15 protein-coding genes are annotated in these 14,577 nt (G+C 35.5%); 3 read left to right on the top strand and 12 right to left on the bottom strand.

Annotated elements, in window-relative coordinates; genetic code table 11:
- Positions 1–10 precede the first annotated feature (10 nt).
- The 8 genes from J1905_RS04590 to J1905_RS04555 all read right to left on the bottom strand — a co-directional run bounded on the left by J1905_RS04590 (position 11) and on the right by J1905_RS04555 (position 7,470).
- Complete coding sequence (locus J1905_RS04590; RefSeq protein ID WP_214226064.1) at positions 11–1,195, bottom strand: ABC transporter permease; 1,185 nt, start codon at positions 1,193–1,195, stop codon at positions 11–13.
- A gap of 26 nt (positions 1,196–1,221) precedes the next feature.
- Complete coding sequence (locus tag J1905_RS04585; protein ID WP_214226063.1) at positions 1,222–2,460, bottom strand: ABC transporter permease; 1,239 nt, start codon at positions 2,458–2,460, stop codon at positions 1,222–1,224.
- An 11-nt stretch (positions 2,461–2,471) separates the two neighbouring features.
- A complete protein-coding gene (locus J1905_RS04580) occupies positions 2,472–3,137 on the bottom strand; it encodes an ABC transporter ATP-binding protein (protein ID WP_214226062.1) in 666 nt (221 codons plus the stop codon).
- Positions 3,138–3,160: 23 nt separating this feature from the next.
- Positions 3,161–4,645: a TolC family protein gene (locus J1905_RS04575; RefSeq protein WP_214226061.1), complete on the bottom strand. Its 1,485-nt coding sequence runs from the start codon at positions 4,643–4,645 to the stop codon at positions 3,161–3,163.
- Between the two features lie 10 nt (positions 4,646–4,655).
- On the bottom strand, positions 4,656–5,903 hold the full coding sequence (locus J1905_RS04570) for an efflux RND transporter periplasmic adaptor subunit (protein ID WP_214226060.1): 1,248 nt from the start codon (positions 5,901–5,903) through the stop codon (positions 4,656–4,658).
- A gap of 143 nt (positions 5,904–6,046) precedes the next feature.
- Complete coding sequence (locus J1905_RS04565) at positions 6,047–6,433, bottom strand: (deoxy)nucleoside triphosphate pyrophosphohydrolase (RefSeq protein ID WP_214226059.1); 387 nt, start codon at positions 6,431–6,433, stop codon at positions 6,047–6,049.
- 7 nt (positions 6,434–6,440) lie between these two features.
- The gene (locus J1905_RS04560; RefSeq protein ID WP_214226058.1) at positions 6,441–7,121 is read right to left on the bottom strand and encodes a pseudouridine synthase; all 681 of its coding nucleotides are present in this window, start codon (positions 7,119–7,121) and stop codon (positions 6,441–6,443) included.
- Between the two features lie 43 nt (positions 7,122–7,164).
- Positions 7,165–7,470, bottom strand: a complete 306-nt coding sequence (locus J1905_RS04555; protein WP_214226057.1) for a hypothetical protein — start codon at positions 7,468–7,470, stop codon at positions 7,165–7,167.
- A gap of 285 nt (positions 7,471–7,755) precedes the next feature.
- On the opposite strand from J1905_RS04555, the gene J1905_RS04550 reads away from it, so the two are divergent.
- Both J1905_RS04550 and J1905_RS04545 read left to right on the top strand, forming a co-directional pair.
- On the top strand, positions 7,756–8,394 hold the full coding sequence (locus J1905_RS04550) for an NAD(P)-dependent oxidoreductase (protein ID WP_214226056.1): 639 nt from the start codon (positions 7,756–7,758) through the stop codon (positions 8,392–8,394).
- A 174-nt stretch (positions 8,395–8,568) separates the two neighbouring features.
- On the top strand, positions 8,569–9,426 hold the full coding sequence (locus tag J1905_RS04545; protein ID WP_214226055.1) for an EamA family transporter: 858 nt from the start codon (positions 8,569–8,571) through the stop codon (positions 9,424–9,426).
- Here the strand turns inward: J1905_RS04545 and J1905_RS04540 are convergent.
- Positions 9,423–9,668: a hypothetical protein gene (locus tag J1905_RS04540; RefSeq protein ID WP_214226054.1), complete on the bottom strand. Its 246-nt coding sequence runs from the start codon at positions 9,666–9,668 to the stop codon at positions 9,423–9,425. The two genes, J1905_RS04545 and J1905_RS04540, sit on opposite strands and share 4 nt — an antisense overlap.
- 159 nt (positions 9,669–9,827) lie before the next feature.
- Between J1905_RS04540 and J1905_RS04535 the strand changes: the two genes are divergently transcribed.
- Entirely contained in the window at positions 9,828–10,289 is a 462-nt protein-coding gene (locus J1905_RS04535) for a hypothetical protein (protein WP_214226053.1), read from the top strand.
- Here J1905_RS04535 and J1905_RS04530 read toward each other — a convergent pair.
- From J1905_RS04530 to J1905_RS04520, 3 genes are all read right to left on the bottom strand, one after another.
- Entirely contained in the window at positions 10,286–12,157 is a 1,872-nt protein-coding gene (locus J1905_RS04530; RefSeq protein ID WP_250317997.1) for a M1 family metallopeptidase, read from the bottom strand. The genes J1905_RS04535 and J1905_RS04530 overlap by 4 nt on opposite strands.
- 44 nt (positions 12,158–12,201) lie before the next feature.
- A complete protein-coding gene (locus J1905_RS04525) occupies positions 12,202–13,551 on the bottom strand; it encodes a PhoH family protein (RefSeq protein WP_214226052.1) in 1,350 nt (449 codons plus the stop codon).
- Positions 13,552–13,654: 103 nt separating this feature from the next.
- The gene (locus tag J1905_RS04520) at positions 13,655–14,269 is read right to left on the bottom strand and encodes a hypothetical protein (RefSeq protein ID WP_214226051.1); all 615 of its coding nucleotides are present in this window, start codon (positions 14,267–14,269) and stop codon (positions 13,655–13,657) included.
- Positions 14,270–14,577 lie beyond the last annotated feature (308 nt).

The raw sequence follows: 14,577 nt of genomic DNA, 5'->3' as shown, positions 1-14,577 counted from the left end.
AATATAGTTATTATTCTTCATGCAATGCAATTGCAGGATGTATCGCTGCCGCCTGTTTTCCGGGGTATAAAGAACAGAAGATCACCAGTAAATAAATAAATGCAATTGAAAGTAGCAGCGCAATAATGTAAACAGCCGTAGGTACATTAAACACATTTAACAAAGGGAACTGCAAAGCAAAAAAAGAACCTACAATAATGGATAATGTTGCCAGCATTAATGACTCACTGACCAGTTGAAATGATACTGATGAGCCTGTTGCTCCAATAGCCCTCCTTAAACCTATTTCTCCCCTGCGTTGGCTAATGTTATACCATAACACTCCAAACAGACCAAGAGCTACGTTAATGATAAGAAAGCCCGCTACAGTAATACAAATAATCATCGGAATAATTGTGTCTTCATTAGTTGAATCACGCATGTCTTCAAGATGCTGAATCTCCAAATTTGAATTCTGTATAGTTCTGGCCAGCAGTTTATGCAAACGGCTTTCGAAAGCAGCATCTGCATCGGGGCTCACTTTAATCAGAATAGTCCCTATCCAGCCAAAGGCTCCACTATCCAGTCTTTTGTAAAATCCTTTTCCAGCTGGCAAGAAGTCTCCACTGGCCTTTACATCCGCCACCACCCCAATAACTTTCCAGGTTTCCTTTTCATTGTCAGCTCCCACAACAGCACCTACTGCTTCTGCATCACCAAACATTGCTTGCTTTAAAGTCGAATTAATAACAACATTTCTCTTCTTACCAATTTTGTCTTCTTTATTAAACCACCTACCAGACAACAACCTCATGCCCAATACCTTATGATAATCATCCTCAATCATATAATTATCTATAGGAGACAATTCCTTGCCTTTATAGGTAAAGCCAGTAGTTGAATGGCTATTTGAATAAGGATAATTAGAAGCTGAAAAGGACAGTTCTTCAACCTGAGGCAATCCTTTTATTGTGCGTCTTACATTCTCATAAAAAGTTTCCAAAGAATCTGCATTTGAAGTTTTTAATGGGTTAGTATATTGAATAGACCAAACATTTTTGTATTCAAAACCGTTAGACTTTATATAATTTAAATAATAAAACACTAGCAGAGAAAACACCGCAAATATGACCATAAAGGACACCAATATTTCTGACAAGAACAGGAAATTCTGCTTCCTTTTATTCCAGATCAATTTAAATAAATGCTTAAACATGATAATTTCTTTTAAATAATAATTCCTTATTGTGCTTTCAAAGCACTAACTACATTTAATCTTGACATTCTCCATGCAGGATATACCCCCGAAAGCAGTCCAAAAAACAGACAGACAACAAATCCAAAAAACAATACCGTAAAGTTTATTGATAAATTCAGATTGGGAACAATATTAGACTGATTAAAGAGATAAATTGATATCACAGACAAAACAACACCAATGACACCCCCCAAGAGGGTTAAAATAACATTTTCTACAATAAACTGATACACAAGAGTTTTCGAGGATGCACCAAAAGCTTTACGTACACCAATTTCAGATGAACGCTCCATAATTCTTGTAATGTTTATGTTAACCAAATTTATGGTTGGAAGCAACAAGAATAATAGAACAAGTAAACTACCGTATGTTAGTAACCTACCTATACCTACATTTTCATTATTGCCCGCCAACGACCTCACCAAATGCTCAATTGTATTATCTGCATGTGCATATAACCTATCATACTCCTTATCGCCAGTAGGAACCTTTGCAAGCATTCGGTAATACTCTTCTTTCATTTTAGGAATATCTTTTTCTGATTTGGCTAATAATACTGCACCAAAACCTCCCATTAAGCCTACGTCTTTGTAAGTGCCTTTAGAAACAGTATACGGCAAGTACAGATCTCCGTAAAAATTACGTATGCTCCTTGGCATATCCTTTACCACTCCAATCACCCTATAATTTACATTATCTGCCTCAATGTACTTTCCTACAACAGATTTCTGATCACCAAAGTAATTCTTTCTGGTTGTTTCACTAATTACTGCCACTCGCTCAGCATTATCTACCTGTTGTTCTGTGTAAGGTTTGCCTTCCAGAAATACGTATTCGGCAATCTCCCAATAGGTAGCATTAGTATATTTACTCTCTATAACAAGCTTTTTATTGTTAACATAAGCATTAACCTTATTTGAATAAGTAAACATTCCAATTTTCTCAGGCACCTTTAATTTTGAAACATAACGATCCAGAAAATAAAAAGATGCCGAGCTACTGTTTATCCAATGCTGCTTAGAGCTTTCCAATGTTACTTTCGTGATATACAGAGATCGGTTCCTTTTTAAATCCGGATAGCTTGGACTAAGCGCTTTATCCAGAAATGCTGTTGCTACCATCAATATGGTAAGCGTAAAACTGATACCAAACAAACTGATAAAAGTGAAGAACTTTCTTCTTTTCAGTACTGCTATGGCTATTTTAAAGTAATTTTTAAGCATAACTATACGGGTTATTGAACTTGAGAACCATCAAATAAACGCACCAAACGATGTGTTTTATGCGCCATGTTTTCATCGTGAGTAACCATCACTATGGTTGTTCCATCATTCCTGTTTAGGTTAATCAGGATATCCATAATCTCATTTCCCATAGCACTATCCAGATTACCTGTAGGTTCATCTGCAAGAATAATCTGAGGATTACCAACAATAGCCCTGGCAATCGCTACACGCTGACGTTGCCCTCCGCTAAGCTGGGTGGGAAAGTGTTTGATCCTATTGCTCAACCCAACTTTCGCCAGAGCTTCAGTAGCCAGTTCTCTACGCTCTTTAGCAGAGCCTGCACGATAAAGCAGTGGAAGCTCTACGTTATCCAGCACTTGTAAATCGTTGATCAGATGATAACTCTGAAATATAAAACCTAGTTTCTGATTCCTGAATTTTGCCAACTGCTGATCAGAGAATTTAGTAATATCTTGGTCAGCAATTTTAATACTCCCTTTGGATGGCTCATCCAATAATCCCATAATATTAAGCAGTGTACTTTTACCACAGCCCGAAGGTCCCATTATCGATAGGAACTCTCCTTTTGCAATATCTAAGCTAATGCCATTAATAGCCAGTGTTTCGACAGTATCGGTGCGATACACCTTTTCAATATTTTGTAAACGTATCATAATGTATAATTAGTAATTAAGATTTATTTATAAGTTATTTTTTCATTTTTTTCGAAATCATACAACGACAGATACCTTAACTGGTAGTAGGCTCCCCAAAAATCTCTTAATGAGGCTACATAATCCCTTTTGGCCCTATCACTTTCCTGAAATGCTATACTCAGATCTGTAATACTCAGATTACCTAAAACATAGCGTTCACTTGCAATCTGATATTTTTCGGAAGCAATCCTATCAGCCTGAGCAGTTAATTCCAATTGCTCCTTCATCATATTAAAAAGTGTAACCTGTGTTACTATCTGTTGTTTAAAGGTTTGCTTATCCTGCTCTACTTCATAAATGGTAAATTGCTGATTCGCCTCTGCCGTTTTGGTTCTCGATTTAGATCTGCCCCAATCAAGTACAGGAATAGCCAACTGCAATTGAACAGATTGCTGACTTTTAGGTGAGCGGTAAACATCTAATATATTACTGCCTGCACTAGAAAACCCCAGATTAGCTTTTAAAGTAGCTGTAAGTCCATTTTCTCCCTTAGCTTTTGCAACATCTCTTTTCGCTTCCGCAATACGTCTTACAAAAGCTATGGCATCAGAACGATTTTCAAATGCTTCTATCAGAACTCTTTCCGATGATACCTCAACACGCTTTACCGCCTCTGGCATTGTCAACACAATTCTATCATCTCCTTCTATTCCGGCATAGCTTCTTAAATTGAGTGTTGCAATTTCCATATCTCGCTTTGCCGTTCCCACAGCTTTTTTAGCATTTACCTGTTCAAGCTGTAACTGCAGTATCTCATTTTTGGAGATTTTACCCAATTCAAACTTCGTATTGGCTATGTTTAAGATGTTTCCTGTGTTTGTATAATTGGTTTCCGCAATATGCAGGTTCACCTGTGCAAGCAGCAAGTCAAAGAAATACCCCGTCACTGTTACAGAAATTTGTTCCTGAGATTCTATATAAGCTTGCTTACTCTCATTGTATTTTAAGGGTGCTATTCTTTTATCCCATTTAAGGCTATTAAACTGCAACAAAGGTTGTATATACCCAATACCATATGGAGTTCCATTGTATAATACATTATCTCTGTCAAAATCAGTAAAGCGTTGTAATTGGGTGGTACCATAAATAGTACCACCTGTTGCGGCCAAGCTCTGACTAAAATCGAGCGTCAGTGAAGAGTTATCATTTCTTATTGGTTGAAAAGCTACCGTACCATTTGGTTGAAGTACTTGCGAGTATGTTTTATTATATCCTGGTAAAATACCGCTTAAAGCTAGTTGAGGCTGATAATTAGACTTAAATGTTCTCCACTCCCAATACTTGGTTTCTTTAACAGTAGTAGCTTGCTTTGAGGCAATAGAATTGGATTTAGCTTTTTCTACTACTTCATTTAAAGTTAGCCTTAAGGTATCCGACTCTACATGGATATATACACTACTATTATCTTTGCTCCAGGCATTAAAACAGCTCATGATCATTAAAGCCGCTGTGAAAATGATTTTCATATGCTTATGATCAATTAGTGATTGAAATTTCTTTTGAATACTCGTACTTACTCATATCAGAAGTGATCACTGTCTCGCCCGCTTTTATACCACTTATCACTTCTACATAATCAAAGTTACTAAGCCCGGTTTTTACACTTCTTCGTACAGCTTTCCCATTATTTAATACAAAAACTTCTTGTTGATTTGAACCTTTAAAAGCTGCCCCATTCGCAACGCGAATTACCTTGTTACGAGTTTCTGTAATCAGGAAAACATCAACTTTCATATTTGGTCTAAGCAATTTATTGTTCTTTTCATCCAGCTGAACTTCAAACGAAACAATTGAATTATTTACAGCCGGAGAAACACTGGAAACCGATCCCCTAAGTTGAGTATCATTTATTCTGATTATGGCATACATGTTATTATGAAGCTGATCTAACATGTTATCAGATATACTGCCTGTAACCTTATAACTGCTGAGGTTTGCGATTCTAGCTAAAGACTCACCTTCCTTTATACTAGCCCCAATGTTTTTATTTACCCAGGTTACCACGCCATCTCGTGTGGCAATCACATTGGCCAGATCAAGTTTACGCTTTAGGGCTTGCTGATCACTCTTTTGAATAGCCAAAGCAATTTCAGCCTCTCTGATCTCTATTTTCATAGTTTGCTGCTTGTTTTTGATCTCATTTTCAAGCTGCTGCTTTTCAAGCTCAGCTACTTTTAAATTTAACTGAGCTTGCTCGATGTCTTCTTTTGTGCCCCCACCTGCTTTATACAACCGTTGTGCGCTTGCAACTGCATCTTTAAAATTTGCAATACGAAGTTGCTTGATGTTATTGTTAGAATTGATATCGTAAAAGGTTTTCTCGAGATCAAGCTTTAGTTTTTTGATTTCATTTTCTTTGGATTCGATCTGAAACTTTAGTTTATCGAACTCAGTTTCGGCAGATGACTTATCCAAAGTAAGAATAGATTCTCCGGCTTTAACCTTTGTACCTGCATCCATTAATACATTTCTTACTGCAGCATTTATAGGGCTGGTTAGTACTTCTTCAAATTCAGGGAGTACTTCTCCAGTAGCATTTATCGTATTTTCTATGTTGCCTGTTTCAGCTACTGCTGTTGTAAATTCAGTGGTTGCTATTGATGGTTTAATATAGGCGCGTAAAGTGAATACACCCCCAATAATTACACTCACTATTATGAATACAATTATCCTTGTTTTCTTCTTTCTTTTTGCTGTAACTTCTTCTTCAATTGGTTTGTCCATCAGTGGTCTATTTGGACAAAGCATTACAAGTCGAATACCAAACTTAAAAAACTAATAAACAACCAATTACAAAAACAATACTCCATAAAAATGCCCGATACCAAACTAAATGTTCGATATCGGGCGTTTTTGCATAATACTCCTTAGATACTATTTAAATAATTATCAACTATAGGAACATCTGCTTCTGCCCAATCCTGATCTGACAGTTCCGATGGATTCAACCATTGATATGATGCATGTTCTCGCAGCTCAATAGAACCTCCAATTATCTTACAAACAAAAGGGATCAGATTAATTGAAAACTCCACATAATGATGGATGTTGGAGGGCATTTCAAATAGAGTTTTGATATCTAAATTTAACTCCTCTTTTATTTCCCGTACAAGGCAATCTGAAGCTGTTTCACCCGGTTCAATTTTTCCTCCTGGAAATTCAATCTTAAATGGCAATTTCATGATGGCACTGCGCTGTGTAACAAGTACACTACCGGCATCATCTACTATTATCGCACAAGTAACATTAATCATGATTAATTTATCGCCATTTCATTAAGTCCATTACTCTATTAAACTCATCCTGTAAAGGGGCCTTAAGGTGGATTTCTTTATTCGTTACCGGATGCTTAAATATAAGTTCAGAAGCATGCAATAGCATGGTTGTCATCTCCCATTGTTCCTTAAACAGCTTATTTTGCTTATTGCAGCCATGTTTGCGATCACCAATAATGGGGTAAAAAATATGCGCAAAGTGCTTTCTAAGCTGGTGCATCCTTCCTGTTGTTGGAGTTGCTTCTACCAAAGAGTACCTTGAAGTTGGATGCTTTCCAAGAGCTACATCTAACTCAGCTCTTTTTAGAGTAACAAACGCAGTAAAAGCTTCCTGAATTGCTCCGTTTTCTTTTACTAATGGATAATCAATATCCTGACTATCGGGTGCATAGCCTCTAACAATTGCAAGGTACTTCTTTTGAACCAGACCGTTTTGAAACTGCTGATGCATGGCAATTTCAGCATCCTTTTCAAATGCAAATAATAGTAAACCACCTGTTTTCCTATCCAAACGATGAACCGGACTCACATACCTGTTTACCTGATCTCTTAAAAGCTGTAATGCAAATTCTTTTGCATCACTAGCAATTGAGGAACGATGTACAAGTAAGCCATGAGGTTTATTAATCGCAATTAAGTGGTCATCCTGATAAACAATCTCTAGCATTTAAACTTTTTTTCGCGAAGATAACCTTTTAAAGTTTCCCGTTCTATTTAGAAGTAACTTCCACAACTTCTATTAGCTCCGGACCATTTTCAACGGGATATCCGTCAACCTTAGTTCCTTTTAAAGTAACGTCTTTATCTACGTAGGTGTTTAAATCAACTTTGCTGCTTCTCAGTGCATAGGTTTTGGAATCGACTTGCAAGGTATGTGTACCATACTGAAAGGTAGTCATACCTAACTTTTCAACCTTACCACTAAGTTTAATTAAGTTTTTGCCACCTGCCTGTTTTGCTGTATTACAACTTACCATGGCAAGTCCAACAAACAATAGGATTAATATCTTTTTCATAACCTTAAAACGATTAAATTTTTAATTACGCTACAAATAACAATAATTAAAGATAATGAAATCTAAGACTTGATCTCAGAAAAAGATAGTTGCAGTTTAATCTACCCAATGTCAGATTATTTTATAAATTTGAATCATATTAACATTAGTTACATATCTAAATAGGATTATCAAAAATTCAAACCCATAACGGGAAAGGTATTTTATTGACCTTTTTTCTACGTTAAAATCATCTACCTATTAATATTTAGAAAGAATTATTCTTTTCACATCAGAATTTTTAAAATGACTAATCATATAAAAGTCGCCCTAATTGGCGCAACCGGGAAAGCTGGAAGCTACTTACTAAAAACACTATTAAATCAAGGCTATACAGTTAAAGCATTAATCAGAAATCCATCTACTTATACTATCATCCATCCCAATTTAAAAATTGTAAGTGGAGATATTAAAGATTTAGAAACAGCAAACAAACTAATTGAAAGTTGTGGAGTAGTAATTAGTGCTATCGGACAAGCCAAAGATGAGCCACTAATATCCAGTGTAGCAGCACAAAACATTATAAAAGCAATGGAAAAGCAGCAAATCAAAAGATATATATTCTTAACCGGCTTAAACATAGATGTACCTGGAGATAAGAAAAGTCAGAAGACCATTCAGGCATCAACATGGATGAAAGAAACCTTCCCGGTATTTGTTGCTGACAAAGAAAAGGCTTTTGAAATCATAGCAAATAGCTCCTTAGATTGGACCATGGTAAGATTACCTTGGATAGAACAAACAGATGAGATAAAGAATCTAGTTGTGAGCCTTGAAGATAATCCTGGAGAAAAGATTAGCACTACCGATCTTGCGTTCTTTCTTATAGATCAGATTTCTTCGACTCAATTTGTTAGAAAAGCGCCATTTGTAGCAAGTCTATAAAAGTTTAACATTTCTTAACATTTGCTTATTACTATCAACCTTATCTTTGAGGCATAAATATTTGGTTAGTATTTATAGTTTAGGTTTAGTTGATAAAAAAGAGCACCGATGGATTTCGGTGCTTTTTTGTTTAATGAAATCCTTAGATTTGCATCCTGATTCCCCCCCTTACCCATGAGCACCAATAAATTAATAAATATACCGCCACTACCTGCCGTACTATTATCTATAATTAGCGTGCAAGGGGGCGCTGCTATAGCTAAAGGATTATTTCCTGCACTTGGTGCAACTGGTACCGCTTCGGTGAGAATTGGGTTGTCGGCAATTATTCTATTGTTTGCTTATAGGCCAAATTTAAAACTGTTGACCAAAAAACAATGGAAAGCTGTAATTCCATATGGCGTATCATTAGGGTTAATGAATGTTATTTTCTATATGGCAATAGAAAGAATTCCTTTAGGTTTAGGTGTAACCCTGGAATTTATTGGGCCGCTTTTATTAGCTGTTAGTGGATCTAAACGCTTGTTAGACTTTTTTTGGGTATTATTAGCTGCAATTGGAATAGCATTTATAGCCCCTTGGACAGGGAAAGGAATTGATTTACTTGGGGCATCACTTGCCCTGCTTGCCGGAGGTTTTTGGGCAGGCTATATTGTTCTTGGTGGTAGAATAGCTAAAATAATGGATGGAGAGCAAGCTGTTGCAGTGGGTATGATATTCGCTGCCATTGTGGTAGTTCCGTTTGGTTTTGGAAGTGGTGGTTTAGCCAATTTCACGCCCTTAATGCTTTTAAGTGGTGGCGCACTGGCATTGTTATCAAGCGCGATCCCCTTCACTTTAGAAATTGGGGCGCTTAAAAAATTACCAGCACGTACTTTTAGCATATTAATGAGCCTTGAGCCCGCTGCTGCTGCATTATGCGGAATAGTATTTTTAAGTGAACACCTCTCCTTTTATCAATGGTTAGCTGTATTTTTTGTGATTATAGCAAGTCTAGGTGCTACCCTAACTAAAGGTAAAAAGAACCTTTAACTTGCCATAGGGATTCCATTCTTTGAAACTACCATCACAATAAGTGACCTTTGTTGCTCATCCCGGAAATTGATTAAAAAATTCTTATTCCCATTCTTTTTGATCAGACTAGTTAGTTTTGGGAACATGATAGCCAGTGATTCCACTTGCGCTATATCATCGCTATCAACAACAAGAAATCCTGAAGATGCATCATTCTTAATATGTTCTAAGTTTTGGTGAAAAGGGTGTAGTGAATCCATAATATAATTGGGTTGATCTGATTAATAAACTGTTATTTTTATATATAACGAGATTAATTGCTATCATGCTACAATTAGCCCCAACTATATTCCATTTATTTTTAGACTGCTAAATCTTTAAATTATTACATACATTGTAATAACAAATCTATTTTAACTATGAAAGCTGTCTTAATTATCCTCTTCTTGTTTCCGTGTATGCAATTATTTGCCACACAGAATCAACCAACTGATTCAGTAAAGAAAACATTAACTGCTAAGGAATTCAAAGAAATGAAAAAGCAGATAAAAAAATCAATGCCTAAAGAACTGGCTAATATGGCCATCAAGGAATTGGAAATATTAAATCCTTCTAAGCGAAACTTAACACTAACTGCAAGCCCTTATTCCGGCGATATGGATAAGTATACGTATGACATGGATCTTTCTTCTTTAAAATTGGACTACCAACTTGAAAAACAAGAGATAATTGACAATTTCAAAAATGACATTTACGACAGTGCTTCAGACAAAAGAGAGGCAAGAAAAGAAATGAAAGAAGACCTTAAAGAACTAAAAGAAGATTTCCAAAGAGATCTAAAAGAACTTAAGAAGGAATTAAAAGAGAATAAAATACTCTAATCTAAAAGCTTATCTATTGCCTGATAAGTCATCGGGTGATAGTTAGGCCTTGCTTTTTTGTAAATCTCTTTGGCCCTTTTTAGGCCTCCAGGTATTTTCATCATTTCTTTATACAAAGGAATAATGTGCCACATTCTTCCATTTTCTATTAAATAATCCTCTATTCTTTTATCAGCAACCATATATTGGTTTCGAATAGCCAAAGTGTACCAAGCTAACTGAATATCAGTATTATTAGAGCCAGTAAAATTAAACTGACGATCCAAATCAGTCATCTGTTTTACAGTCATTTCTTGAGGCAACATATTGATAAAGAACTTTTTCTCATTACTTGTTCCAATTTCTTTAGTTAAAATTGAAGTATCTGTCAGTTTCCCTTTATTCCATGCTGATGCTAAACTATCAATTTTAGAGAACTTACCTCCTTTAGCCCACAGACCTTTAGCATAGGCAATATTTGATGGAATGCCAGGCCCGTAAACCCAATCATTTACTCGAATCTTTTTCTCAAGATCAGCATTTCCTTTAATTAGATTTTCATTCAAATACGTTAGAAACTGTTCTGTAGAAACAGACTGAAATGCATGACTATCAAAATAGCCTCTTAAAAATGCATCAAAATTTGGTCTACCTACTGCTGCTTCAATTGTACGTAAAAAGAAATAACCTTTTTCATATGCTATATCATTAGTCCCATCATCAGGATTTCTGCCAGCATATTCAGTTTTCAAATAAATATCCTTACTTGTATCACCCATCTCTTTTACAGCATCCTCTAATGCTTTTTTCGCGAACTCTTCTTGCATCTCTGCTTCTTGCTTACCAAAAATCTCTTCATCTATTCTCCGTTCAAAATAATTAGTAAATCCTTCATTAAGCCAAAAATCATTCCATGTGGCATTTGTAACCAAATTACCACTCCAGCTATGTGCCAATTCGTGCGAGATTATGCTTACTAAAGACCGATCACCAGCAATAACAGTCGGAGTAATAAAAGTTAAATTAGGATTTTCCATACCACCAAAAGGAAAACTTGGTGGCAATACAAGTAAATCATACCTTCCCCACCTGTACGGACCGTATAATTTCTCGGCAGCATGTACCATTTTACCCATATCAGCAAACTCGTATACAGCTTTTGCCAATACCGATGGCTCAGCATACACTCCGGTACGTTCATCTACAGCCTTAAATGCAATATCACCTACAGCCAATGCCAATAAATAAGAAGGAATAGGATGAATTTGTTTGAAATGATAAACGCCTGTTGTGTTTTTTACTTCCGGATTTTCTGCACTCATTAAAGCCAATAAATCATTTGGAACAGTAACTGTTGCATTGTATGTAAATCTGATACCAGGACTATCCTGACAAGGTATCCAGCTCCTGGCAGCTATACTTTCCGACTGTGTAAATAAATACGGACGCATCTTACCTGCTGTTTGGTGTGGATTTAACCATTGCAATGCACTTGCGTCCTTATTAGTTGTATAGTAAATAGTTATTAATTTTGTTTCAGGCGTGATTGCTACTTTTAATGCTCTTCCAATATATTCCTTCTCCTCGCCATAGTTAAATGTAGTTTCCTTTTCTTCTGCACCTAAAGTAATTTTTGAAATGTTAAGCTTACTATCATCAAAAATAATTTCATTCGACTTAGCCTTGTTGTTTATTGTCCAAACAGCCTTTCCGCTAATTTGCTGATCTTCAAAATTCACTTTTATATCTAAATTCAGATGTTCTACAACTGCCATAGATGGTTTTGAAAAAGAATGAGGATCTTCAACAAGCTGACTTGCAACTTCTTTCTTTTGTTTGCAGGATATGATCATTAGAAATGGAATGAAAAATATAATATTCTTCATCATGATAGTTTTTTTAAGCATAAACAATAATAAGTTTAGTATTCTAATTACAATAAATCATTTGCAAGATTTGCCAATTCACTACGTTCGCCCTTATCTAAGGTAATGTGCGCATACAGCTGATGGTTCTTTGCATTTTCTATCAGATAAGACAAACCATTACTTTCGGCATCAAGGTAAGGTGTATCTATTTGATAGATATCGCCAGTAAATATGATCTTGGTGTCTTCTCCTGCCCGCGAAATTATTGTTTTAATTTCATGTGGAGTTAAGTTTTGAGCTTCATCTACAATAAAAAAGATTTTAGAAAGCGTTCTTCCTCTTATATAAGCAAGCGGAGTAATTACAATTTTACCTGTAGTTACAAACTCATCTATCCTTACTTGCATCTTTAAATCATGATTATATTGCTCTTTTATAAATCTTAAGTTATCCCAAATGGGTGCCATATAAGGATCAATCTTTGATTTAGCATCACCGGGTAAAAAACCTATATCCTTATTACTCAAAGGAATAATCGGCCTTGTTACATAAATCTGTCTATAATCTTTCCGTTGTTCCAGTGCACTTGCTATAGCCAAAAGCGTTTTACCTGTACCTGCCTTGCCTTGAATAGTTACCAGTTTAATCTCAGGATTTAGTAAGGCGTGTACAGCGAACGACTGCTCATAATTTCTTGGTGCTATATTGAATATTTTCTTTGAGGCTACCGGATACAAACGCTGTGTTTTGGAATCAAACCATGTTGTTGCAGTTTTTCGGCTGTTTTTCAGTATGCAGAAATGATTTGGAGATTGAGGAGCAATGTCAAGAAGTTCCGTGCTAATACTCCCTTCAGTTTTGAGTTCAGCCAAAAGTTCTTCAGGAACTTTAGTAAGGACAGTTTTACCAGTGTACAGTTCATCTACATTTTTGATCTTTCCAGTTTCATAATCTTCGGCATAAAGCTCTAGAGATTTCGCTTTTAAACGCAAACAAATATCTTTCGATACCAGTACGACTTTCTTTTCAGGAAATTCCTGCCTTAAACTTAATGCAGCATTTAAAATACGATGATCAAATTTCCCTGCTCCAAAAATGGCTTCAGCATCAGCATGGTCAGGTTTATTATCCATTACCACCTTAAATCTTCCGCTTTTACTCCCATTTAATGGAATCCACTGGTTCATTATTTTATTCCCAGATGCATTATCCATCAAACGAATAAAACTCCTGGCTTCTGCATTTCGAGTTTCATTGCCGTTTTTCATGTTATCAAGCTCTTCAAGGACCTGAATAGGAATGGCTACATCATGCTCCTGAAAATTGTTAAATGCATTATGGTCATATAAAATAACAGAAGTATCAAGAACAAAAATCTTCTTTTGGGAGGAGGGATATTTAGCAGATTTACTCATAACACTTAAATTTAGCGAATTTTATCCTCGATATGAAATAACAAAAAAAGGCTGTACAAATTAAATATTTGTACAGCCTTATAAAAATTGAGATTAAAATAGATTAGAACAATAAGTATATTTTAAAACCTAAATTACTAAGAGCACCTTCGGTTGCTATATTAAAATTAGTGAATTTATTTTCTAACAAACTAGCATCCTTTTGTTTTTGCCTATAATTAGAATAGCTTGCATTTGCAGATAACAATGTAGTTTCAAATGCAAATCTTTTAGATACAAACCATGTAACACCGCCATATACTCCTAAAGTATATTGATTAGATTTAGTATTATTATAATAAGAGTCAGGATTATAAGATCTCTGGCTCGCATAACTATACCCTCCCTTACCACCTGCGTACGCATATAATTTATTTATCAGGGGATAATATTGTTGATAAGTAACATTCCCACCATAACTTTTCTTATTGAGATCACTTCCTTTTTCTTTACCATATAATAAATCAATACCAATTCTGGTATTGTCTTTAATGAACAATCCGTAACCAAGTGAAAACCAATTATATTTGGTTTTACTTTCGTTAACAGGTTGACCATTGAATTCAGTTGTAGTTGTCGATACATTGATACCCAGCCCTAATGTACTGGTTCCTTTTGTTTGGGCATACCCGCATAGGGAAGCCAATACTGCGATTGCAGTTAATAGTTTCTTTTTCATATTGTGTGTTTGTGTTTAACCTAAACTTAATCATATGCATTGTCATTATGAAATATTTATTTTCATAATTTGTAACATAATTAAGATAATAGCGAAAAATGTATTGAAAATTGCTAGAGTCAAGAACTTATATATCGTTAAAGTTTAGCAATAATTGTAACCTTTAATATGGAAACAAAAGAGTATGAAGATTAATGAGGATTTTACTACCGTCTGTATTCAGCAGAGAGAATATAAGAGGCTAGTATTACAAACATGCATAAATTACAAACTGGCTATAAACAAGAAAACCCTGTAGTGATTAGCTA

The sequence above is a fragment of the Pedobacter sp. B4-66 genome (assembly GCF_018492665.1).
GTDB lineage: Bacteria > Bacteroidota > Bacteroidia > Sphingobacteriales > Sphingobacteriaceae > Pedobacter.
This window is presented reverse-complemented; position numbering and strand designations above follow the sequence as displayed.

What these genes read in the sequence shown, in the direction of transcription:
- J1905_RS04590 (WP_214226064.1), bottom strand. Translation starts at nt 1,195, where the DNA reads ATGTTTAAGCATTTATTTAAATTGATCTGGAATAAAAGGAAGCAGAAT.
- J1905_RS04585 (WP_214226063.1), bottom strand. Translation starts at nt 2,460, where the DNA reads ATGCTTAAAAATTACTTTAAAATAGCCATAGCAGTACTGAAAAGAAGA.
- J1905_RS04580 (WP_214226062.1), bottom strand. Translation starts at nt 3,137, where the DNA reads ATGATACGTTTACAAAATATTGAAAAGGTGTATCGCACCGATACTGTC.
- J1905_RS04575 (WP_214226061.1), bottom strand. Translation starts at nt 4,645, where the DNA reads ATGAAAATCATTTTCACAGCGGCTTTAATGATCATGAGCTGTTTTAAT.
- J1905_RS04570 (WP_214226060.1), bottom strand. Translation starts at nt 5,903, where the DNA reads ATGGACAAACCAATTGAAGAAGAAGTTACAGCAAAAAGAAAGAAGAAA.
- J1905_RS04565 (WP_214226059.1), bottom strand. Translation starts at nt 6,433, where the DNA reads ATGATTAATGTTACTTGTGCGATAATAGTAGATGATGCCGGTAGTGTA.
- J1905_RS04560 (WP_214226058.1), bottom strand. Translation starts at nt 7,121, where the DNA reads ATGCTAGAGATTGTTTATCAGGATGACCACTTAATTGCGATTAATAAA.
- J1905_RS04555 (WP_214226057.1), bottom strand. Translation starts at nt 7,470, where the DNA reads ATGAAAAAGATATTAATCCTATTGTTTGTTGGACTTGCCATGGTAAGT.
- J1905_RS04550 (WP_214226056.1), top strand. Translation starts at nt 7,756, where the DNA reads ATGACTAATCATATAAAAGTCGCCCTAATTGGCGCAACCGGGAAAGCT.
- J1905_RS04545 (WP_214226055.1), top strand. Translation starts at nt 8,569, where the DNA reads ATGAGCACCAATAAATTAATAAATATACCGCCACTACCTGCCGTACTA.
- J1905_RS04540 (WP_214226054.1), bottom strand. Translation starts at nt 9,668, where the DNA reads ATGGATTCACTACACCCTTTTCACCAAAACTTAGAACATATTAAGAAT.
- J1905_RS04535 (WP_214226053.1), top strand. Translation starts at nt 9,828, where the DNA reads ATGAAAGCTGTCTTAATTATCCTCTTCTTGTTTCCGTGTATGCAATTA.
- J1905_RS04530 (WP_250317997.1), bottom strand. Translation starts at nt 12,157, where the DNA reads ATGATGAAGAATATTATATTTTTCATTCCATTTCTAATGATCATATCC.
- J1905_RS04525 (WP_214226052.1), bottom strand. Translation starts at nt 13,551, where the DNA reads ATGAGTAAATCTGCTAAATATCCCTCCTCCCAAAAGAAGATTTTTGTT.
- J1905_RS04520 (WP_214226051.1), bottom strand. Translation starts at nt 14,269, where the DNA reads ATGAAAAAGAAACTATTAACTGCAATCGCAGTATTGGCTTCCCTATGC.